Annotated in this window: 18 protein-coding genes; 8 read left to right on the top strand and 10 right to left on the bottom strand. The window is 70.0% G+C overall.

Going from position 1 to position 20,478, the window contains the following annotated elements; translation table 11 throughout:
- Nucleotides 1-35: 35 nt before the first annotated feature.
- The 4 genes from ACILSK_RS18835 to trmB are packed head-to-tail and all read left to right on the top strand — an operon-like array spanning nucleotide 36 to nucleotide 3,166.
- Nucleotides 36-1,169: an ABC transporter ATP-binding protein gene (locus tag ACILSK_RS18835; protein ID WP_395728714.1), complete on the top strand. Its 1,134-nt coding sequence runs from the start codon at nucleotides 36-38 to the stop codon at nucleotides 1,167-1,169.
- The gene (locus ACILSK_RS18840; RefSeq protein WP_395728715.1) at nucleotides 1,166-1,915 is read left to right on the top strand and encodes a hypothetical protein; all 750 of its coding nucleotides are present in this window, start codon (nucleotides 1,166-1,168) and stop codon (nucleotides 1,913-1,915) included. Before ACILSK_RS18835 ends, ACILSK_RS18840 begins: the two co-directional genes overlap by 4 nt.
- Complete coding sequence (locus ACILSK_RS18845) at nucleotides 1,912-2,403, top strand: hypothetical protein (RefSeq protein WP_395728716.1); 492 nt, start codon at nucleotides 1,912-1,914, stop codon at nucleotides 2,401-2,403. Before ACILSK_RS18840 ends, ACILSK_RS18845 begins: the two co-directional genes overlap by 4 nt.
- 40 nt (nucleotides 2,404-2,443) lie before the next feature.
- Entirely contained in the window at nucleotides 2,444-3,166 is a 723-nt protein-coding gene (gene trmB, locus ACILSK_RS18850) for a tRNA (guanosine(46)-N7)-methyltransferase TrmB (protein ID WP_395728717.1), read from the top strand.
- A 228-nt stretch (nucleotides 3,167-3,394) separates the two neighbouring features.
- Here the strand turns inward: trmB and ACILSK_RS18855 are convergent, their stop codons facing one another.
- Nucleotides 3,395-4,501 carry a ring-opening amidohydrolase gene (locus ACILSK_RS18855; RefSeq protein ID WP_395728718.1) on the bottom strand — a complete coding sequence of 369 codons (1,107 nt, stop codon included), beginning with the start codon at nucleotides 4,499-4,501 and terminating at the stop codon, nucleotides 3,395-3,397.
- A gap of 426 nt (nucleotides 4,502-4,927) precedes the next feature.
- On the opposite strand from ACILSK_RS18855, the gene ACILSK_RS18860 reads away from it, so the two are divergent.
- Complete coding sequence (locus ACILSK_RS18860; RefSeq protein ID WP_395728776.1) at nucleotides 4,928-6,358, top strand: glycosyltransferase 87 family protein; 1,431 nt, start codon at nucleotides 4,928-4,930, stop codon at nucleotides 6,356-6,358.
- A 42-nt stretch (nucleotides 6,359-6,400) separates the two neighbouring features.
- Here ACILSK_RS18860 and ACILSK_RS18865 read toward each other — a convergent pair whose 3' ends face one another.
- Nucleotides 6,401-7,276 (bottom strand): helix-turn-helix domain-containing protein, encoded by an 876-nt coding sequence (locus ACILSK_RS18865; RefSeq protein ID WP_395728719.1) that lies wholly within the window; start codon nucleotides 7,274-7,276, stop codon nucleotides 6,401-6,403.
- 183 nt (nucleotides 7,277-7,459) lie between these two features.
- Between ACILSK_RS18865 and ACILSK_RS18870 the strand changes: the two genes are divergently transcribed.
- Entirely contained in the window at nucleotides 7,460-7,723 is a 264-nt protein-coding gene (locus tag ACILSK_RS18870; RefSeq protein ID WP_395728720.1) for a hypothetical protein, read from the top strand.
- 70 nt (nucleotides 7,724-7,793) lie between these two features.
- Here ACILSK_RS18870 and ACILSK_RS18875 read toward each other — a convergent pair whose 3' ends face one another.
- Nucleotides 7,794-9,203, bottom strand: a complete 1,410-nt coding sequence (locus ACILSK_RS18875) for a glutamate decarboxylase (protein ID WP_395728721.1) — start codon at nucleotides 9,201-9,203, stop codon at nucleotides 7,794-7,796.
- 136 nt (nucleotides 9,204-9,339) lie between these two features.
- Between ACILSK_RS18875 and ACILSK_RS18880 the strand changes: the two genes are divergently transcribed.
- Nucleotides 9,340-9,531 carry a hypothetical protein gene (locus tag ACILSK_RS18880; RefSeq protein WP_395728722.1) on the top strand — a complete coding sequence of 64 codons (192 nt, stop codon included), beginning with the start codon at nucleotides 9,340-9,342 and terminating at the stop codon, nucleotides 9,529-9,531.
- Nucleotides 9,532-9,546: 15 nt separating this feature from the next.
- Here the strand turns inward: ACILSK_RS18880 and ACILSK_RS18885 are convergent, their stop codons facing one another.
- The 3 genes from ACILSK_RS18885 to ilvA are packed head-to-tail and all read right to left on the bottom strand — an operon-like array spanning nucleotide 9,547 to nucleotide 14,785.
- Nucleotides 9,547-11,430 (bottom strand): hydantoinase B/oxoprolinase family protein, encoded by a 1,884-nt coding sequence (locus ACILSK_RS18885; RefSeq protein ID WP_395728723.1) that lies wholly within the window; start codon nucleotides 11,428-11,430, stop codon nucleotides 9,547-9,549.
- Entirely contained in the window at nucleotides 11,430-13,523 is a 2,094-nt protein-coding gene (locus ACILSK_RS18890; RefSeq protein WP_395728724.1) for a hydantoinase/oxoprolinase family protein, read from the bottom strand. Before ACILSK_RS18890 ends, ACILSK_RS18885 begins: the two co-directional genes overlap by 1 nt.
- Complete coding sequence (gene ilvA / locus ACILSK_RS18895; protein WP_395728725.1) at nucleotides 13,523-14,785, bottom strand: threonine ammonia-lyase IlvA; 1,263 nt, start codon at nucleotides 14,783-14,785, stop codon at nucleotides 13,523-13,525. The genes ACILSK_RS18890 and ilvA overlap by 1 nt, the downstream gene beginning before the upstream one ends.
- Nucleotides 14,786-14,872: 87 nt before the next feature.
- On the opposite strand from ilvA, the gene ACILSK_RS18900 reads away from it, so the two are divergent.
- Nucleotides 14,873-15,664, top strand: a complete 792-nt coding sequence (locus ACILSK_RS18900) for a DeoR/GlpR family DNA-binding transcription regulator (protein ID WP_395728726.1) — start codon at nucleotides 14,873-14,875, stop codon at nucleotides 15,662-15,664.
- Nucleotides 15,665-15,687: 23 nt separating this feature from the next.
- On the opposite strand, the gene ACILSK_RS18905 is transcribed toward ACILSK_RS18900, so the two are convergent.
- From ACILSK_RS18905 to ACILSK_RS18920, 4 genes are all read right to left on the bottom strand, one after another.
- Nucleotides 15,688-16,932, bottom strand: coding sequence for an ROK family protein (locus ACILSK_RS18905; protein ID WP_395728727.1), 1,245 nt, complete (start codon nucleotides 16,930-16,932; stop codon nucleotides 15,688-15,690).
- A gap of 99 nt (nucleotides 16,933-17,031) precedes the next feature.
- A complete protein-coding gene (locus ACILSK_RS18910) occupies nucleotides 17,032-18,318 on the bottom strand; it encodes a sugar ABC transporter permease (RefSeq protein ID WP_395728728.1) in 1,287 nt (428 codons plus the stop codon).
- A complete protein-coding gene (locus ACILSK_RS18915) occupies nucleotides 18,315-19,100 on the bottom strand; it encodes an ATP-binding cassette domain-containing protein (RefSeq protein ID WP_395728729.1) in 786 nt (261 codons plus the stop codon). Before ACILSK_RS18915 ends, ACILSK_RS18910 begins: the two co-directional genes overlap by 4 nt.
- Before the next feature lie 123 nt (nucleotides 19,101-19,223).
- The gene (locus ACILSK_RS18920; RefSeq protein WP_395728730.1) at nucleotides 19,224-20,360 is read right to left on the bottom strand and encodes a sugar ABC transporter substrate-binding protein; all 1,137 of its coding nucleotides are present in this window, start codon (nucleotides 20,358-20,360) and stop codon (nucleotides 19,224-19,226) included.
- Between the last annotated feature and the right edge of the window lie 118 nt (nucleotides 20,361-20,478).

Here is a 20,478-nt window from a genome sequence, read left to right on the forward strand (position 1 = left end):
CGGGTCACATGCCATGCTGGGCGCGGGGAGGTCGAATGATCGAGGCAATCGGACTGAAGAAGCGGTACGGCTCGACCGTGGCCGTCGACGACCTGTCGTTCACGGTGCAGCCGGGGATGGTGACCGGCTTTCTCGGTCCCAACGGTGCCGGCAAGTCGACGACGATGCGGATGATTTTGGGCCTGGATAACCCGAACAGCGGGCAGGCGTTGATCGACGGTCGCCCGTATGGCGCTTTGCACCGCCCGTTGACGCAGGTCGGTGCGCTGCTGGACGCCAATTGGGTGCACCCGAACCGGTCGGCCCGGGCCCACCTGCGGTTCATGGCGGCGTCCAACCGGCTGTCGGCGCGGCGGGTCGACGAGGTGTTGGAGCTGGTCGGCCTCAGCAGCGTCGCCGGTAAGTCGGTGGGGAAGTTCTCTCTCGGCATGAAGCAGCGACTCGGCCTGGCCGGCGCGCTGCTCGGCGATCCGAAGGTGCTGCTGTTCGACGAGCCGGTGAACGGGCTCGATCCGGAGGGCATCTTCTGGATCCGCACCTTCATGAAGAATCTGGCCGCGCAGGGCCGCACGGTGTTCGTGTCCTCGCACCTTCTGTCCGAGATGGCCCTGACCGCAGACCATCTGATCGTCATCGGGCGGGGCCGGTTGATCGCCGACGCCAGCACGGCGGACTTCATCGCTCGGGCGACCAGATCATCGGTCCGGGTGCGCTCGCCGCGGCTGGACGACCTGCGGGCCGCGCTGGTGCAGGCGAACCTCCAGGTCACCGACAGCGTGTCCGGGGCGGGCGCGGCCCTGGAGGTGCTCGATGCGCCGATCGAGCGCGTCGGTGACGTCGCCGGTGCCGCCGGGATCACCCTGCACGAGCTCACTCCGCAGGTCGGCTCGCTGGAGGAGGCGTTCATCCAGCTCACCGGGGATGCGGTCGAATACGGGGGTTCCCGCGCCGGCGCCGCGCCCGGGTCCGGTTGGGCGGCCACCGCCGTTCCGCCGATCGCCGCGGGTGCACCGGTGGCCGGCGCCCCGTACGCGGGTGGGGCGCCGGGGACGGCCTACGGAACGGCCGGGCCGGGACCGGGCGCCCCGCCGCCGCCCGGGTGGGTACCGAGCGGCCCGCCAGCGCCGACCGGCCCGACCGGCACCGCACCCGAGGGAGGACCGCGATGACCTTGCTGAACGTCGAACGCATCAAGCTGTTCTCGACGCGCTCGCCCTACTGGTGCCTGGCCGCGATCGCGGTGGCCTCCCTCGGCTTCGCCACGCTGTTCGGTCTGGTCGAGAACGGCGAGGCGGCGCTGCCGTACATCTTCCTGCGCGGCGTCGGTCTGGGGATGAGCATCTACATGGTGTTGGCCGCGCTGGCGATCACCACCGAGTACCGGTTCGGCACCATCCGGAACACGTTCCTCGGGGTGCCGAAGCGGCAGGCCGTGCTGCTGGCCAAGACCGTGCTGCTCGCGCTCATCGGTGCGGTGGTCGGCCTGGTCGCCGCGCTCGCCTCCTACTTCCTGGCCAAGGCGCTCGCGAAGAACCCGCCGGTGCCGCTCGAACTGACCACGTGGGACGACTGGCGGCAGGTCGTCGGGTACGGGGCGATCTTCGCGATCGCCGCGATCATCGCCGTGTCGGTAGGCACGATCGTGCGCCAGTCGGCGGGTGCGATCGCGATCCTGCTGCTCTGGCCACTGATCATCGAGAGCCTGTTCACCCTGATCCCGACGGTCGGCGAGAAGGTCGGTCCGTGGCTGCCGTTCGCTGCCTCGGACAAGATCGTCGCGCCGACCACCGGGATCGCGAACCTGTTCCAACCGGGTGGCGGTCCGGACGCGGTGCAGGGCCTGCTGGTGTTCGCGGGGACCGCAGTCGGGCTGTGGCTGATCGCGTTGGTGCTCCTGCAGAAGCGGGATGCGTGAGCAGGGAGATGGACCCGGGCGTCCGGAGCCCCGACGCCCCGTCCCGATTCGGCCTCGTCGAGCGGTTCGGCGGCGCGAAGCATCCGGACCGGCCGGTGGCCCATGCCCGACCGGCCGGTTCCTCGGATGCCACCGTCGACGCCGTCGGGAAGTTGTCGGCGGCGTTCGAGGTGGTCGAGAACGCCCGGGGCTTCCTCTACGGCTTCCACCGGATGTCCGGCGAGGCCGACCTGGCGTTGCAGGAGGCGGTCGCGGCGCTCCGGTCGGCCGGCCACGGCGAGCTCGCCGACGAGATCGAGCAGGTGCTGGTGGGCCGCGACGTGGTGCCGGGCTTCTGGACGTTCCAGCTGGTGGAGTCCTACGACGAGCAGTACTGGCAGGTGTTCCGGGCCGTCGACGACCTTGTCCGGGAGCGGCTCTCGGGAGGGCGACCGCACGTGTTCGAGGCAGAGATGAAGCAGCGGGAGCAGCAGGCACCCGGTGGTTGATCCGCCGCCGGAGGGCTCGGTCGCTCTATCCTTGCCTGCTGTGCAGGACACCAGGATCGCCACGACCGTCCCCGACGACGGTCTGCCCGCCCACTTCCGCCGGGTGGTCAGCTTCCACCCGCGCGGTGGCCGGCTCAACCCGGTGCAACGCCGGGCGTTCGAGACGCACGCCGCGGCCTGGTACCGAGACCCGTCGGACTTCGACGGGCCCATCGACTTTCCCGCCCTGTTCGGCCGGGCGGCCGACCCGGTGCTGGAGATCGGGTCCGGCATGGGTGAATCGACGGCGCGGATGGCGACCGCCCGCCCGGACATCAACCTGCTCGCGGCCGAGGTCTACAAGCCCGGGGTGGCGCAGACCCTGCACCACCTGAACCGGGTCGGTGCGCGGAACGTGCGGCTGGTCCGGGAGGACGGCGTCGCCGTGCTGACCGATCTCATCGCGCCGGCGTCGCTGGCCGAGGTCTGGCTCTTCTTCCCGGACCCATGGCCCAAGACGCGACACCACAAGCGCCGGTTGGTCACCCCCGACTTCACCGAACTGGTCGCGTCCCGGCTCCGCAAGGGCGGGACGTTCCGGCTGGCCACCGACTGGGAGACCTACGCCGAGCAGATGCTGGCGGCGTGCACGGCGACCAGGACGCTGCGCAACGCGAACGCCGGGTGGGCTTCCCGCCCCGCCTTCCGTCCGCCGACCCGATTCGAGCGGCGGGGTCTGGCCGCCGGGCATGTCATCCGCGACCTGGAGTTCGTCCGCCGCTGAGCACGTCCGCCCCCTTGGTCGCGCGGATCAACATCGCCGGCGCGGCTGAAGTCGCACTCTCCCGTCCCACCCGTCCCATCCGGGGTTAATTGATCCGCGCGGCTGTCCACAGGGCCGAGTGTGGATGCCTGCGCGGACGAAGTCGTCGACTCGCGTCCCAGCCGTCACATTCGAGGTGACTTGATCCGCGCGGGCGTAGATGATCCGCGCGGCACGGGGACGGGGGGTTCAGCCGAGGTCGACGATGGCGGCGACGGGGCCGCCGCCGTCCGGGCCCTGATGGGCGGCGGACACCGAGACGAACGCCGCCGGGTCGCCGGTGACGGACGCGGTCACGCCGCCGACGCAGGCCTTGATCTGGCGGTGCCAGTGCACGTCGGAGTCGTCGAGCATCGCGTTGCGGCGGCCGCGCACCTGCCCGTCCTGCGACACCTCGCACTTGAGGAACACGTTCACCAGTCGCCCGCCGAGGTCGGACGGGTGCGGGCGGTCGGGCAGATCGAGCCCGGCGTCGCGGATGGCCGCCCAGATGCCGTCGGCGTCCAACGCGTCCTGCATGACGGAGTGACCGATGCGGTACCGGCCGCCGATCCCCCGGGCGTTCCCGACGACTACGACCTGAGCCTGATCGAGTTCCACGCCGGATGAACACGAGGCCATCGACGAGAACAACGACCGGTCATGCATCACGTCCTCGTCACCCGGCATCGCGATCTCGCCCAGCGCGACGGCGACACCCAGCGCGGTGCACCCGTTGGACAGGTCCATCGACTCGTGGGTGTGCTCGGTCCAGACCGTCTGTCCGCGCTGCTTGGCGTCGCGGATGGTGTGGATGGTGAGCAGCGGGGTCTTGGTCTGCACGTAGTGCACGTCGGCGGGGTCGGTGATGCCGGCCCGCGCCATGGCCTCGCGGACCGCGGCGGCGACCTTGGTGATCATCGGGGTGCGGCCGATCTCTTCGGGCAGCAGCTGCTCGCTCATCGCGAACCCGACGGTGAGCCGCGGTTCGTCCGTCGCCGGCACCGAGCCGTCGGGCACGGTCGCGAAGACGGTGGCGTGCGGGGACAGCACCCCGTCGGTTCCCCCGGACCAGACGATCGGGATCTGCCGAATCTCCTCCATCGGCCGGCGGCCGGCGGCGGCGATGGCCTCCCGGAAAGCCCGGTCGGCGATGATCCGGGTGTAGTCATTCACGCCGCCGTTGCCCTCGGTCTTGCCGATCACCGCGATGACCCGGTCGGGGTCGATCACGCCGGCGTCGAACAGCGCGGTCAGCTCGGAGGCGTCCGACACGCTGTGCAGGGGAATCTTGCGGACCTCGATCGGCGACGGCATGCGGGTTCCTCCCGGCTCGATGTGGGCCGACCGTACCCAATCCGGCCGCCGGTCGGCCCACCCGGCGGCCCGCCGCGGCGACCCGCAGCCACGCCGGAGCGTGGCCGAATCGAAATGTGGCTCCGCTCACATTTGGTCAACTGTTTACTTTCCGGCCTCGGACTCCCATTGTTTGACCAATTCTTTACCATTGCCGGAACGGTCCCCCCGGCCGCGTGCCGAAAGCGGCTTCATCCGCCAAGAATTCGGGTCGAAGGGCGCTGACCAGCGGGTTCGCGATCGGTGGTTGGCCCATCGGCGGAGGGTTGCGTCTGCCCGCGGGTGATCTTTCCGATGTACCGGAATGGTCAAATGGGTACGGATAAATCACAGTCCTTTGCCATAATTGGATCCGTGAGCCATGTCGATCGAACAACCGTGACCTCCATGCGCGTGGTGCGTTGGTGGGACTCGCTACCCCGCGCGACCCGAGTCGTGGTCGTCGTCCTGCCCGTGCTGATGGCGTCGTTCGCGGCGTGGGCGTTCAACGAGGTCATCGGTCAGGATCACTACCAGTTCGACCTGCGGCTGTACTACGACGCCATCAACTACTGGACGTCCGGGCACGACCTCTACTCGTACTCGCAGCCCGATCCGGTCAACATCGAACTGGGCTTCACCTACCCGCCGGTCGGCGCCCTGTTGATGACGCCGATGGCGCTGCTGTCCTACCCGGCCGTCCACGCCTTCTCGTTGCTGGCCATCGTCGCCGCCGGTGCGGCCTTCGCCTACCTGGTGCTGCGCGAGCGGGTCCGGCTGCCCCGGCCGCTCATGCTGGCCGCGGTCGGCGTCGTCACCGCCTTTGCCTTCACCCTCGAGCCGTTCCGGCAGACTCTCTCGTTCGGCCAGATCAACATCTATCTGGTGCTGCTGGTCGCCCTGGACCTGTTGGTGCTGGGCCGCCGCGGCAGCAAGTGGACCGGTGTCGGCATCGGCCTGGCCACCGCGATCAAGCTGACCCCGGGCATCTTCATCGTCTATCTGCTCGTCGTCGGCCGATGGCGGGCCGCGTTGACCGCCATCGGCACGGTGATCGCCGCCAACCTGATCAGCCTGGTCATCGCGCCGGCCGAGACCTGGAAGTACTTCACCGCGCTGATGTGGGAGACCTCCCGGGTCGGCTTCCTGGACACCACGATGAACCAGTCGATCAACGGGCTCATCGCCCGGATCGACTCGCCGCTCGCTCCGAGCCGGCTGCCCTGGCTGATCCTGGCCGTCCTGGTCGTGGTGGTCGGGTTCTGGCGGGCCCGGCGGGCCGCACTGGCCGGCGACGAGCTGGCGGCCATGACGCTGGCCGGCCTGGTCGGCGTCCTGGTCAGCCCGGTCAGTTGGGTGCACCACATCATCTGGATCTTCCCGACCATGCTGATCATCGCGATGCACCTGAAGCGGACCATCGGGCAGCTGGCCGCCGACGACAGCGGGTACCAGTCGTTCGATCGAGCCTTGCTGGCGCGAATCGGTCAGGTGGTCGGCTACTCGGTGCTGATGACCTCCGGCCTGGCGTTCTGGTGCATCCCCACCGCGTCGCTGATGGACGTGAAGGACTGGGAGTACGACGGCGGCGGAGTCCTCCTGGCCCTGGCCGGCAGCGTGCAGTTGCTGTGGTTGTTGATCGCGCTGGTCGTTCTCCCGCTGGAGCAGGGCGCGGGGCAGGCATCCACCACCGCCGCGACCGCCCGGCCTCGGCAGGATCGGCTCGTCCCCGTGGCGGATGCCCTTCCGGCCGTCGACACCGGTTCGGTTCCGGTGGCGGCCCGGGCGAGCCGGGTGGTCCTGACGGCACCGGTCGCCAGCCGGAAGCCGCGCGCCTGACCATCGGCCGCCGGGCTCCCGACCCGAGCACCCGGCAGCGGGCTACTCGCCGCCACCCGATCCACGGGCCGCGGCGCGCAACTGCGCGGACAGGGTGCGGCCCACACCGAGCGGCCAACGGTGCATCACATAGTCGACCGCCTCGTCGACCTTGAGCTGCCGGGTGGAGTTGCCGTTGCGCACCCACAGTTCCGGCTGCGCGCCGCCCTTGCCCGGCCGGAGGAACACCGGGCGCGGTGATGCCGGGCAGGTCACCCGGCAGACGAAGGTGTCGGCCCCGTCGACCTCGACCGGGGTGAAGTCGACGACCGCCTGGACCGCGGCCGGCTGGCCCAAGGTGGTGGCCAGCAGATCCCGTAGCCATAGCTCGAACCGATCCGGGTCGGGCGACTTGACCACCGCGAAGTCATTGGCCAGGCCGACCAGCTCGCCGGCGTCATTGACGCCGATCAGCAGCGTGCCCCCGTCCGCATTGAGAAAGCCGGACACCGCCTTGGCGATGACGAGTTCGAGCTTCTCGTCCCGGGCCTTGGTGTGCAGGTTCCAGCGGGCACTCGACTTGAATTCGAGCCGGTCGGACTCGCCGCGCCGGATCAGTTCCGCCACGGACTGCGCCGGTCGGGGCGGTTGCATCCGGGCCGCGAGGGTGGCGAACAGGGCCAGCAGCAGCATGGTCAGCCCGACGGCCATCAGAATGACGACCCAATCCCACGGTCTGGCGTCCACCCCGCGGACGAGGCCGCCGACGAGCAATCCGCCGGACACCCCGAGCACCGCGATCACCGTCGTCGAGCTGGTGGACAACCGCACCCGACCCCGTAACAACCACCGCGCGAGCTGCCCGATCAGGTAGGCGACCAGCAACCACACCGGCAGCGCCACCGCGATCGCGAACACCGACTCCTGTCCGTACACCACGACCGGGCAGCGTAGTCGGCCGACCCGACCGCCCGGCCGCCACCGGCCGGTGCACGGTCCACCGTTCGGGGGACAGCGAGGTCACCCGGACCGTCCACCGACCGGTCGACGGTCCGGCGAGGGGTGACGCGGGATGGTTCAGGGGCCCGGCCGAATGGTGCCGGAGCCGGCGAGGAGCCAGCCATGACCAACGAAATGTCCACCCCGTCCACCCGCCGCCTCACCCGGGGCGAAAAGCTGAGGTCCGCTGAGATCCTGCGCCTGGTGCTGGCCGGCGTCGCCCTGCTGGTCGGAGTGGGGTTCCAGCTGGCGGCGTCCACCGACGACTGGTCGGCGCTCAGCAGCGATCCCGCGGCGTTCGTCCGGGACAACGCGCTGGGCCTGGCCGGCGTCGTCGTGGGCGCCGCACTGGTGGTGACCGGGCTGGTCAGGGGCCTGCGCCGGTAGCCGCCAGCGCGACAACGGCCGGCCCGCGTTCCGCGGGCCGGCCGTTGTCGCTGATCGAGGTCGGTGGAGGTCAGTGCCGGAAGCCGGAGGGGCCGCTCAGCACCTTCTCGCTCCCCGCTTCCTCGTTCAGCGAGTCGACGGCGGCGACCAGTTCACCGAAGAACAGCTCGGCCAGGTCCAGGGAGAACCCGTTGCGCACGACGACCCGCAGCACGGCCAGGTCTTCCCGGTTGGCCGGGAAGGTGTAGGCGGGCAACTGCCAGCCCCGCTCGCGCATGCGCCGGGACAGGGCGAACACGTCCCACCCTTTGACCCGCTCGGATGTAGTGAACGCGAAGACCGGGAGCTCGTCGCCCTTGGTGATCAGGGTGAAATCCGGAAGCGCGCCGATCTTCTCGGACAACGCCATCGCCACATTGCGCGAGGACTGCTGCACCGCGGTGTACCCCGCGCGGCCCAGGCGGAAGAAGTTGTAGTACTGCGCGATGACCTCCGAGCCGGGCCGGGAGAAGTTCAGCGCGAAGGTGGGCATGTTGCCGCCGAGGTAGTTCACGTTGAACACCAGCTCATCGGGCAGGTGCTGCTTGTCCCGCCAGACGATCCAGCCGACGCCCGGGTAGACCAGCCCGTACTTGTGCCCGGACGTGTTGATCGAGACGACCCGCGGCAGCCGGAAGTCCCACTCCAGATCGGGATCCAGGAACGGCGCGATCATCCCACCGGACGCACCGTCGACGTGCAACGGGACGTCCGGCCCGCCGTCGGCGGCGAGCTTGTCCAGTGCGGCGGCGATCTCGGCGACCGGCTCGTACCGGCCGTCGAACGTCGATCCCAGGATGGCGACGACGCCGATGGTGTTCTCGTCGACCGCGGCGACCGCGGACGGGGCATCCAGGTACACCCGGTCACCTTCCATCGGCACCAGGCGCGGCTCGACGTCCCAGTAGCGGCAGAACTTGTCCCAACACACCTGGACGTTGATACCCATCACCAGGTTCGGCTTGCGGACGTTCAGGTCACCGCCCTCGGCCCGGACCTTGGCCTCCCAGCGACGCTTGAGCGCCATGCCGGCCAGCATGCAGGCCTCACTCGAACCGGTGGTGGAACACCCGGTGGCCTCCTCCGATGGCGGCGCGTGCCACAGGTCCGCGATGATCGACACGCACCGGCGTTCGATCTCCGCGGTCTGCGGGTACTCGTCCTTGTCGATCATGTTCTTGTCGGCGCATTCGCTCATCAGCTGGAGGGCCTGCGGCTCCATCCACGTGGTGACGAAGGTGGCCAGGTTCAGCCGGGCACTGCCGTCCAGCAGCAGCTCCTCCTTGATCAGCTGATACGCCATGTCCGGCGGCACCGGATTGTCGTGCAGAGCGTTCAGCGGCACCGCGAACGCGTCGCCGACCTCCGGGGCCGCGAGGGTGGCAAAGGGGTTCGTGTGCGGGGTGCGGGTCGGCTGGGATGAGCCGGAGTGCAGGGCCATGCGGCGAGTATCACGCAGGCCACAATGCACCGCTTCGTCCGGGACGGGTGAGTACCGGAGCGGGTCGGCCCGCTTGACGACCATGAAACACTGAACGGACTAATCGGTCAAAAGGGTCGTGCAGGGAGTGGGCGTCATGACGGACGAGCACAAGGACATGCGCTGCCGGGTGGGCAAGCACCACTACGTCGGCGTCATGGACGACAACCCGGAGAAGCGCGGCCAGGGGCATCTCGAATGCACCCGCTGCGGACATGTCAAGGACTTCTCAGGCCACGAGCCGATGTCCATGCGCGGGGTCACCCGCCTTGGCGGCAGCGGAATGTAGGACCCGCGGGACGGCTCAGCGGTGGTCCACAACCGCCGCCGGCTCCCCGCCGGAGAGTCGGGCGTAACCCGGACCTCGGTCGAACAACAGGTCACCGGCCGGATCGAGCGCGCGTCGAACCCGTTCGGCGGCGGTCGCACACTCGTCGACCGCCAGGCTGTCCGCGTCACCGGAGCCGGTGAGCACCACGCCGTAGTCCCGGCGGGCGCCCTCGACCGACACCTTGCGCCAGCGGACGTCCCGGACCACCTCGTCGACCGGCCGGGTCAGCGGGTCGCCCCACCCGCCGCCGCCGGTGGTGCGGATGCGGATGATCTCCCCTGCCCGCACCGGCTCGGCGTCGGCCAGCGCGTCGACCACCCGCTCGCGGGGACCGCCGGGATCGATGACCACCTCGAACGGCCGGCCGGCCCGCCCGCCGGCGACGCCCCAGCAGGCCAGGATCGACCGGTCGGCGATCGACATGAAGTGCGCGTCGACGAGCATCCGGATGTACTTGTCGTACCCCAGCCCGCCCCGGTACCGACCGGGACCGCCGGAGTCGAGCGCCAGGCCGAGCCGCTCCACGATGAACGGGAACCGGGCCTCGGAGAACTCGGTCGGCAGGTTCCGCGAGTCGGGCACGACGTGCACGGTGTCCTCGCCGTCGGCGTACGGCCGGCCGCCCGAGCCGCCGCCGAGCACCTCGCGCATCAGGTACGGCCGCCCGGCCGGGTCGGTGCCGTACACCCCGGTGTAGCGAATGGTCTCCTGGTCGGCCGGCATCCGGCCGCCGGTCGCCTTGGCCAGCACCCCGGCCAGGACGCCGAGCAACCGCAGGATCACGAACGTCCGGGCGTTGGTCGGCGCCGGGAAGACCGGGGTGAGCAGGGTGCCCTTGGGCGGGAACCGCATCTCGATCAGCGGCACGACGCCCTCGTTGGCGTTGAGCTCGGCCATCCGCGCCGGGTCGTCGGCCAGGTTGCGCAGCACCGGCGCCAGCCACTTGGCCAGGAACACGCCGTCGCTGTAGTCGGCGCAGTGGTTGATCGGGCCCCGGGCCTGCGGGGAGGTACCGGTGAAGTCCAGCACGATCCGCGCGTCGGTCACGCCATCCCCGGCGGAGAGCTTGGTCAGGGTGATCCGCTGGGCGTGCAACCGGGGCGGGTCGACCCCGTCGTGCTCGGCGTAGTCCTCCCAGACGTACTCGCCGTCCGGGATTTTCACCAGCAGCTCGGTCCGGTAGGCCTCGGTGGTGGCCCGCAGGATCGCCTCGAAGGCCGATTCGACGTCGTCGCGGCCGTAGCGCTCGAACAGGTCGGCAATCCTGCGCGCCCCCATCAGGCAGGCGCTGCATTCGGCGTCCAGGTCGGCCGACAGCGACTCGGGCATCCGTGAATTGCGGGTCATGATCTTCAGCGCGGCCTCGTTCGGCTCACCGGCCGCCCACAGCCTGATCGGCGGCACCATCAGCCCCTCCTCGAACACGCTGGTCGCGTGCGAGGGCATGGAACCGGGCACGGTGCCACCGATGTCGTCGTGATGGCCGAACGCCTGGACGAAGGCCACCACCTCGTCCCGCCCGTCGACCCGGTGGAACACCGGCACGGTGACGCACAGGTCGGGCAGGTGCCCGATGCCACCCTCGGACAGGTAGACGTCGTTGTGGAAGAAGACGTCTCCGGGCACCATCGTGTCGATCGGGTAGTCGCGGACGACGGGTTGCACGAGCGCCGAGTACGACCGGCCGGTCAGCTTGCGCATCCGGACGTCGTGGATGCCGACCCGGAAGTCGTGGGCGTCGCGGATCATCGGCGACCGGGCCGTGCGGCCGATCGCCGTCTCCACCTCGGCTTCCACGGAAGCCAGCGTGCCGGCGACGATCTCGACGAGGATGGGGTTCAGGATCGGAACCGTCATCAGGCCCTCACCAGCAACAGGTTCCCGTAGCGGTCGACGGTCACCCGGCATCCCGGGTGCACCGGCACCGTCGAGCCGAACTCCTGCACGATCGCCGGCCCGTCGACGACATCACCGGCCCGCAGGGTGGCCCGGTCGAACAGGGCGGCGTCCACCCAGTCATCGAACCGCACCCGGCGGGTCCCGATGACGACTGGAGTGCCGGTACCGGCGGGGATCTCCGGGATCGCCGGTCGCTCGACCGGACCGGTACCGATCGTCCGCAGGTTCACCCACTCCACCGGCTGGTCGGGGCGGCCACGGAAGTCGTATCCGTAGTGGAAGCGGTGCGAGTCGTGGAAGCGGTCCACCACCCGGTCCGCCCACTCCCGATCGATCGGACCGTCCGGACAATCCAGGTTGACCTCGTACGCCTGCCCGAGATACCGCAGGTCGGCCACCCGCTGCACCACGCCGCCGGCGAACCCTTCTCGCCGCAACGCCTCCCGGGTGCGCTCGGTCAGCTCCCGGTAGGCCGTGGCCAGGGCGGGAACGTCGAGCTCGTCGTCCCGGGACACCCGGGTCCGGACATCGTCGCACCGCACGTCGACGGTGAGAAGCCCGTACGCGGACACGTTGCCCGGGTCCGGCGGCACCAGCACGGTCGGGGCGCCGAGCAGGTCCAGCAGCCGGCAGGCCAGCAGTGAGCCGGACCCGCCGAAGGTGACCAGCGGGAAGTCGCGGACGTCCAGCCCGCGGCCGGTGGTGATGCGCCGCAACGCGTTCGCCTGGTTCCAGGCGAAGATCTCCAACATTCCGGCCGCGCAGTCCTGCGCGCCGATGTTCAATTTTGCCGCCACCTTCGCGATCGCCGCCCCGGCAGCAGCAAGATCCAGCTGCACGCCACCGCCGATCAGCCGCGGCGGGATCCGGCCGAGCAGCAGCGCGGCGTCGGTGACGGTCGGCTCGATGCCTCCGTGGCCGTAACAGGCGGGGCCGGGGTCGGCCCCCGCGGATCGGGGCCCGACCTTCAGCGTCCCTTCCGGCGACACCCAGGCGATCGACCCGCCGCCCGCACCGACCGTCACCACGTCGACCATGGGCACCCGCACCGGAAATGCGCCCACCGCCGCATCGGTGGTCACCGACGGCCGGCCGGCCAGGACCACGGCCACATCGGTCGAGGTTCCCCCGCCGTCACAGGTGACCACCGATTCGAAGCCCGCTCGGGCCGCCACCGCCGCGGCCCCCAGCACCCCGGCGGCCGGACCGGACAGCACCGTGCTGATCGGCTGCTCGACCACCTCGGCCGCCGACAGCACCCCGCCGTTGGACCGCATGATCGAGAAGGGGATGCGCCGGCCGGGATCCAGGTTGTCCAGCCGGCATTGGATGGTCGAAACATAGTTCGCAACGGTCGGTTTGACCGCGGCGTCGACCAGCGTGGTCATCGCCCGCTCGTACTCGCGGTACTCGGGCAGCACTCGCGAGGACAGGGAGACCACCGCATCGGGGTACTCACGCCGGATCACCTCCGCCAGCGCGCGCTCGTGCTTGTCGTCGCGGTAGGAGTGCAGCAGGCACACGCCGATCGCGACCACGCCGCGATCGCGGAGCAATCGGACCGCGGCCACCGCCGAGGCCTCGTCGAACGGCCGGATCTCCTGGCCGGCGGCATCGAGCCGGCCGCCGACGGTGCGCACCAGGTCGGCCGGCACGATGCGGGGCGGCTTGACCCAGAAGTAGGAGTTGCCGTACCCGTCCGGTACCGACTGCCGGGCGATCTCCAGGATCGACTCGTAGCCCTCGGTGGTGATCAGACCGATGGGGGTCACGGCGCCCTGCAACAGGTGGTTGGTGGCCACGGTCGTGCCGTGCCGCACCGATTCCACCTCGGCCGGTCCCGCGCCCAGCAACTCCAGCGCGGCGCCGATGCCGCGCAGGAACGCGATCGACGGATCGTCCGGCGTCGACGGGGTTTTCGTGCTGATCCGGCGGGTCGTGCGGCCACCGGCGGCGATCCGCACGGCGACGATATCGGTGAACGTGCCCCCGGTGTCGATCCCGATCCTGATCGTGGCCCCCCGACCATCGGACCCGCCGAGCCCGGCCATCAGGTGAGGTAACGGTAGGCGGCCGAGCCGGGCATGATCCGCTCGACCTCCATCGAGGCGGCGGCCATCCGGTCCAGCAGGGACGTCAGTCCGTCGGCCGTGCCCAGTTCGACGCCGACCAGGGCCGGTCCGGTCTCCCGGTTGTTGCGCTTGACGTACTCGAACAGGGTGATGTCGTCGTCGGGTCCGAGCACCTCGTCCAGGAAGCGGCGCAGCGCCCCCGGCTCCTGCGGGAAATTGACCAGGAAGTAGTGCTTCAGACCCTGGTGGACCAGCGACCGTTCGAGAATCTCGCCGTAGCGCGACACGTCGTTGTTGCCGCCGGAGACGACCACGACCACGGTCGATCCCGGGGTCAGCTCGAGTTCGCGCAGGGCGCTCGCGGCCAGCGCACCGGCGGGCTCGGCGACGATGCCCTCGTTCTGGTACAGCCCGAGCATCTCGGTGCAGATCGCGCCCTCGTCGACCGCGACGATCTCGACCGGAGCGGCCGCGACGATGCGGTAGGTGAGGTCGCCGATCCGCCGCACCGCCGCGCCGTCGACGAACGGGTCGAGCGAGGCCAGCGCCACCGGCCGGCCGGCGGCCAGGGCGGCCCGCATGGACGCGGCGCCGGCCGGCTCGGCGCCGATCACCCGCACCGCCGGGGCGCGTTCCCGCAGGTAGGTGACGATGCCGGAGAGCAGGCCGCCGCCGCCGACCGGGACCACGATGGCATCCGGAATGCGTCCCAGCTGCTGCAGCAGCTCGCGGACCACCGTGCCCTGGCCGGCGATGGTGCGGGCGTCGTCGAACGGGGCGACCATCACCGCCCCGGTTTCGGCCGCATAGATCGCCGCGGCCGCGGCGGCGTCGTCGAAGGTGTCGCCGGTCATCACCAGCTCGACCATGCCGGCGCCGTGCGACAGGATGCGGTCACGCTTCTGCCGGGGCGTGGTGTTCGGCAGGTAGATCCGGCCCTTGATGTCGAGCGCCCGGCAGGCGAAGGCCACTCCCTGGGCGTGGTTGCCCGCGCTCGCGCAGACGACGCCGGCCGCGCGCTCGGCCGGGGCCAGCTGGGCCATCAGGTTGAACGCTCCGCGCAGCTTGTACGAGCGGACCACCTGCAGGTCCTCCCGCTTGAGCAGGACGGTGACGCCGATCTCGGCGCTGAGTCGAGCGCACTCCTCCAGCGGGGTGACCGTCGCGATGCCGTGCAGCCGGCGGGCCGCGGCGTCGATGTCGGCCGCCCGGACCGCCCCGGGGTCACTGCTGTCCAGCATCGTTCGATCTTGTCATGCGCGGCGGCGGGGCGAGTTTCATCCAACAGGTACCAACATCATTGCGTTCGATTCGGTACGTTCGCAGGCGTGCTCGCTGCGATGCGTCAAGCCAGAATCCTGGAGGAGGTCCGCCGAACCGGCGGCGCCCGGGTGGCCCAGCTGACCGCGCTGCTGGGCGTCTCCGACATGACCGTGCGCCGGGATCTCGAGACGCTCGACCGCAAGGGGCTGCTGTCCAAGGTGCACGGTGGGGCCACCGCGATGGAGACCGCGTCGGCGGTCGAGCCCGGTTTCGAGGTCACCAGCCTGCGGGAGGTGCCGGAGAAGGAGGCCATTGCCACCCGGGCCGCCGAGTTGATCCGACCCGGCATGGCGATCGCGATCACCGCGGGCTCGACGACCTGGACGTTGGCCCGGCACCTGGGTGATATCGCGAACCTGACCGTCGTCACCAACTCGCTCAAGGTCGCCGAGGTGCTCAACGCCCGGCAGCGCAGCGACCTGACCGTGGTGCTCACCGGCGGCCTGCGCACCCCGTCCGACGGTCTGGTCGGACCCGTTGCCGTGCAGGCGATCCGGTCGCTGCACGTGGACATGGTGATCATGGGCGTGCACGGCATCGACGAGCGGGCCGGGCTGACCACCCCCAATCTGCTGGAGGCGGAGACCAACCGCGCGCTGGTGGAATCGGCGCGCCGGCTGGTGGTACTGGCCGACCACACCAAGTGGGGAGTCGTCGGGCTCGCCCAGTTCGCGCCGTTGCGGGCGGTCACCACGCTCCTCACCGACGACCAACTGCCGGCCCACGCCGCCGAGGTGTTGCACGAGCAGGTGCCCGAAGTCATCATCATCCCGACCGGTGAGGCCCCGCCGACCTGACGGCGCGGCCGGACGGGGATCGGTCAGCCGGCCTTGCGGATCCGGGCCAGCGTCGGGTCGGCGATCAGCTGCGCGATACCGGCGTGCGCGGCACCCAGCGACGCCGCCTCGAATTCCAGGTCGGAGAACTCCACCCGGCTGACCGACCCGGCGAGCAGCCGGGAGCGCAGCTCGGACAGCACCGGCTCGCGGTAGTAGTCGCGCAGAACGGAGAAATGGCCCCCCAGCACGAACGTGTCGGGATTGAGGATGTTCGCCAGCGCCGACATGCCGATACCCAGCCAGTGCGCCTGCTCGTCGATGGCATCGAGCACTCGGCGCTCACCGCCCGCTGCGCGCCGGTTGACCTGGCCCAGCCGCGCGCCCAGGTCCGACGGGTGATCCGACGGCGATTCATCCGGTTCGGCGAGCGAGTCCAGCAGCGCCGACAGGCTCACCGACGTTTCCCAGCAGCCCCGGCGACCACAGCCGCACAACCGGTCCGGTGAACCGACCGCGATGTGCCCCACCTCACCGGCGAATCCCGCGGCGCCCCGCACGATCCGCCCGTCGACGATCATGCCGGCGCCGACCCCGACCGCCCCGGCCAGGTACACCAGGTTCTGCGACCGGGAGGCATCCCCCACCGCGTGATGGGCGATCGCGCCCATGTTGGCGTCGTTGTCGACGCCGATGCGGGCGTCATTCCACTGCAATCGGCCCATCAAAGTGTGCACGATGTCGATGTCCCGCCAGTGCAGATTCGGCGCCAGGGCGAGCATCCCGGCGTCGGCGTCGATCAGCCCGGGAATCGCCAGATGCAGGCTCTGCACCTGGTCCACCCGGCTGCCCGCCTCCGCGACCAGAGCCCGAGCGAGGTCGGCCACCTCACCGAGCGCCCGAGCGGGGCCGAGTTCGGCCATCGAACGGCCCAGCCGCTGCCGGGCCAGCACGGTGCCGCGCAGGTCGAGCACCATCCCGGCGATGTAGTCGACCTGCAGTTCGATGCCCAGGAACCGGACACCGCCCGGATCGAGCTCCACCGCCCGCCCCGGACGCCCGAGCCCGCTGCGTTCGACCGGTCCCTCCATCACCAGGCCGCGGTCGATCAGCTCGGCGACCAGGCTGGACACCGTCGCCTTGGTCAACCCGGTGTCGTCGGCCAGCCGGGCCCGGGATCGCGCGCCGCCGGCGGCAAGGTTGTTCAGCAGCAACGACAGGTTCAGGCGCCGCACGGTGGCCTGATCGGCAGGGGTCGATCCGGCGCTGGATCGAACGGCGATCGGCACTGACCAACCCTTCGAGAACGTGTGGGGACGAACAGGTCTCGGAATCCGGGGTCGCCGACCCGCCCCGAACCTTCCAGTCCGGGGCGGGTCGTGCCCGGCTCAGCGTCCGGCGCCGGCCCGGCGTCGCCGGCTGATCGCGTCAACGCTGGCGGCGAGCAGCAGCACCAGGCCGGTGACGATGTACTTGATGTACGCCTGCAGACCGAGCAGGCCGAGCCCGTTGTCGATCACCGCGATCACCAGGCCACCGATGATGGCGTCGCGAGCCTTGCCCTTGCCGCCGAACAGCGACGTACCGCCGATGACGGCCGCCGCGACCGCGTACAGCAGGGTGTTGCCGGCACCCGCGTCCGGTGTCACCGAGCTGAGCCGAGAGGCGGCGATGATGCCGGACGCGACCGCCATCGCCGAGCTGATGACGAAGCAGGCGATCGTGATATTGCCGACCCGGATGCCCGCCCGGCGGGCCGCCTCCGCGTTGCCGCCGACCGCGTACACATGCCGGCCGAACGCGGTGCGGTTCTGCACGAACGTCCAGAACACCAGCAGGACACCGACGATCGGCGCGATCCAGGGAATGCCCTCGAGGACGATCACGCCCTTCGACCGGTTCTGCGACAGCAGGAAGGTCGCCCCGAGCAACAGGATGGCGATGAGCGCGATGCGCAGCAGGATCACCTGCAACGGCGGGGTGACCAGGTTCGCCGCCCGCCGCCGTTGGTACACGATCAGGTTGATCCCCGCGTACGCCGCGATCGAGGCGATCACCACGATCCAGCCCAGGGTCACCGGCATGTTGCCGTTGGAGACGGCGAAGATGACGTCGTTGTTGATCGGCACGGTGCCGCCGGTGCCGATGATCCACAGCAGCACACCCTGGTAGGCCAGGAAGGTCGCCAGCGTCACCACGAACGACGGGATGCCGACCGCGGAGACCAGCACGCCGGTGAAGATGCCCATCACGACGCCCACCGCCAACGCGATGAGAACCGTCGCATACCAGGGCAATCCCTTGAGCAGCATCTCCGCCATCACCCCGGCGCCCACACCGCCGATGACACCGGCGGACAGGTCGATGTGGCCGAGCAGCAGGACGAATCCGATGCCCATGGCCAGCACGCAGATGGAGCCGGCCTGGGTGAGCAGGTTGGCCAGGTTGAAGGTCGACAGGAAGGTGCCGGGCGAGGCGATCGTGAACACGACCAACAGCACGACCAGACCCAGAATGGCCGGCAGCGAACCGACGTCGCCGGCCCGCAGCTTGTTCAGGTAGCCCTGCCAGTACTGGCCCAGGGACACCGGTCCGGCCGCGTCGCCGGCGAACATCGCCCGGGCCTCGACGTCGTCGACCTTCTTGGTCAGGCTGGGGGGGTTTTCAGTCGTCATGCCGATTTCTCCGCCACTGCCTTGGACAGCCCGATGTCGCCGGACCGGCCGCTGGTGATGAGTTCCACGATCTGACCGGTGGTCACGTCCTTGGCCGCGACATCGGCCGCCACCCGGCCCAGGTACAGCGCGCAGATGCGGTCGCTGACCTCCTTGACGTCGTTCATGTTGTGGCTGATCAGCAGGACGCCCAAGCCGTTGTCGGCGAGCCGCCGGACCAGGTCGAGCACCTGCCGGGTCTGTGCGACGCCCAACGCGGCCGTCGGCTCGTCGAGCATGACGACCTTGGAGTTCCACAGCACGGACTTGGCGATCGCCACCGTCTGCCGCTGGCCACCGGACAGGCTGGCGACCAGCTGACGGACCGAACTGACCGTGCGCACGGACAGGGAGGCGAGGGTGTCCCGGGCCTTGATCTCCATCTGCGCCTCGTCCAGCACGAGGCCGGCCTTGGGTTCCCGACCCAGGAACATGTTCTGCACGATGTCGAGGTTGTCGCACAGGGCCAGGTCCTGGTACACGATCTCGATGCCCAGCCCGGCCGCGTCGCGCGGGTTGGACACATGCACCTGCTGGCCCTCGAAAATGTAGTCGCCACTGTCGATGCCGTGGATGCCGGCGACGCACTTGACCAGAGTCGACTTGCCGGCGCCGTTGTCACCGACCAGTGCGGTGACCTGACCGGGATAGATCTGCAGGTCGACACCGTGCAGCACCTGCACAGCGCCGAAACTCTTGTTCACCCCCCGCAACTCGAGGATGGGGGTGCTCGGGTCTGTCATCGGCCACTCCTTTGGTTCCGACAGGGCATTCTCACTGCCATCTCACTCCGACGTGCTGTCCCCCGGCTGCGCTCCGGGCCCGGACGACGGCGTGTCGTCCGGGCCCGGCTGCGGTTCAGGGCGTCAGCTGATGCCCAGTTCGGTGCAGGTGGCGGCGTAGGTGCCGGTGCACAGCTCGGCGGCGGTGGTGCCCCCGGCGGTGACGACGTCCTTCACGTTCTCCTTGTAGATCGCCTCCGGGGTCTCCAGGATCGCGGCCACCTCACGGTTGGCCTGGGTGTCCTGGACGGTGCCGGTGGTCTGCGGGGTCTCACCCTTGGCCAGCGCGATGGCGACCTTGGCCAGGGCCGCGGCCTCCTTGTTGGTGTCCTTGAAGACCGTCATGCACTGGTCGCCGGCCAGGATGTTCTGCAGACCCTGGACGGTGGCGTCCTGCCCGGTCACCGGGATGACCTTGGAGTTCTTCTTGTTGATCGCGATGACCGCGTTGCCCAGGCCGTCATTGGCGGCGAGCACGCCGTCGATGTTGCCGCCCTGCGCGGTGTACATCTGCTCGTAGATGGTGCCGGCCTGCTGGTTGTCCCAGTCCGGGACGGCCTGCTCGGCCACCACGGCGTAGTTGGTCATCGGGTCCAGGACCGAGTGCGCACCGGCGGAGAACGCGGTGGCGTTCGAGTCGGACGGCGAGCCGTTCAGGTAGACGATCTTCTTGTCGCCGCTGCCCAGGCACTTGGCCAGCCCGGTGCCCTGCAGCTTGCCGACCTCGGTGTTGTCGAACGAGACGTAGTAGTCGGCCCCGCCGCCCAGCGTCAGGCGGTCGTAGTCGATCGTCTGCACACCCTGGCTGGCCGCCTTCTTCTCGATCGCCGCACCGGATTCGTTGTCCAGGTTGACGATCGCGAGCACGGTGGCACCGTTGGCGATCATCTGGTCGGCGATGGTGGCCATGGCCGCCTTGTCACCGTTGGCGTTCTGGATGTCGAACTCGACACCTGCGGCCTGGAAGGCCTTTTCGAGCGCGGGCCGGTCCTGGGTCTCCCAGCGGGCCGAGGACTTGGTGTCCGGCAGGATGACGCCGACCTTGCCGCTGACCGCACCGCCGCCGGCGGCCGATCCGGAGGCTGCCGAGCTCGCCGCTGCACTGCCGGACGCGGCCGCCGAGGTGGTGGTGCCGGACGAGCTCGAGCTCGATCCACAGGCGGCCAGCAGCAGCGCACCCGCTGCCACCATCCCGACGATCGCAGTGGACTTCAGGCGCATGAACGTTCCTCTCCAATGAGGTCTCCCACGGCCGGCCGGCCGTCGGGTCTACGCGGATGAACCGCACCGGTGGATGCGCCGGACGCACGCAACGCGGCCCGGCAAATCGCACTAGTAC

Source organism: Nakamurella sp. (genome assembly GCF_044224575.1).
In the GTDB taxonomy this organism is placed as follows: Bacteria; Actinomycetota; Actinomycetes; order Mycobacteriales; family Nakamurellaceae; genus Nakamurella.

Coding starts and splice junctions, on each gene's coding strand:
- ilvA (WP_395728725.1), bottom strand. CDS start 14,785: ATGCTGGACAGCAGTGACCCCGGGGCGGTCCGGGCGGCCGACATCGAC.
- ACILSK_RS18885 (WP_395728723.1), bottom strand. CDS start 11,430: ATGACGGTTCCGATCCTGAACCCCATCCTCGTCGAGATCGTCGCCGGC.
- ACILSK_RS18920 (WP_395728730.1), bottom strand. CDS start 20,360: ATGCGCCTGAAGTCCACTGCGATCGTCGGGATGGTGGCAGCGGGTGCG.
- ACILSK_RS18855 (WP_395728718.1), bottom strand. CDS start 4,501: ATGCCGTCGCCGATCGAGGTCCGCAAGATTCCCCTGCACAGCGTGTCG.
- ACILSK_RS18880 (WP_395728722.1), top strand. CDS start 9,340: ATGACGGACGAGCACAAGGACATGCGCTGCCGGGTGGGCAAGCACCAC.
- ACILSK_RS18860 (WP_395728776.1), top strand. CDS start 4,928: ATGCGCGTGGTGCGTTGGTGGGACTCGCTACCCCGCGCGACCCGAGTC.
- ACILSK_RS18840 (WP_395728715.1), top strand. CDS start 1,166: ATGACCTTGCTGAACGTCGAACGCATCAAGCTGTTCTCGACGCGCTCG.
- ACILSK_RS18890 (WP_395728724.1), bottom strand. CDS start 13,523: ATGGCCGGGCTCGGCGGGTCCGATGGTCGGGGGGCCACGATCAGGATC.
- ACILSK_RS18915 (WP_395728729.1), bottom strand. CDS start 19,100: ATGACAGACCCGAGCACCCCCATCCTCGAGTTGCGGGGGGTGAACAAG.
- ACILSK_RS18835 (WP_395728714.1), top strand. CDS start 36: ATGATCGAGGCAATCGGACTGAAGAAGCGGTACGGCTCGACCGTGGCC.
- ACILSK_RS18870 (WP_395728720.1), top strand. CDS start 7,460: ATGACCAACGAAATGTCCACCCCGTCCACCCGCCGCCTCACCCGGGGC.
- ACILSK_RS18875 (WP_395728721.1), bottom strand. CDS start 9,203: ATGGCCCTGCACTCCGGCTCATCCCAGCCGACCCGCACCCCGCACACG.
- ACILSK_RS18910 (WP_395728728.1), bottom strand. CDS start 18,318: ATGACGACTGAAAACCCCCCCAGCCTGACCAAGAAGGTCGACGACGTC.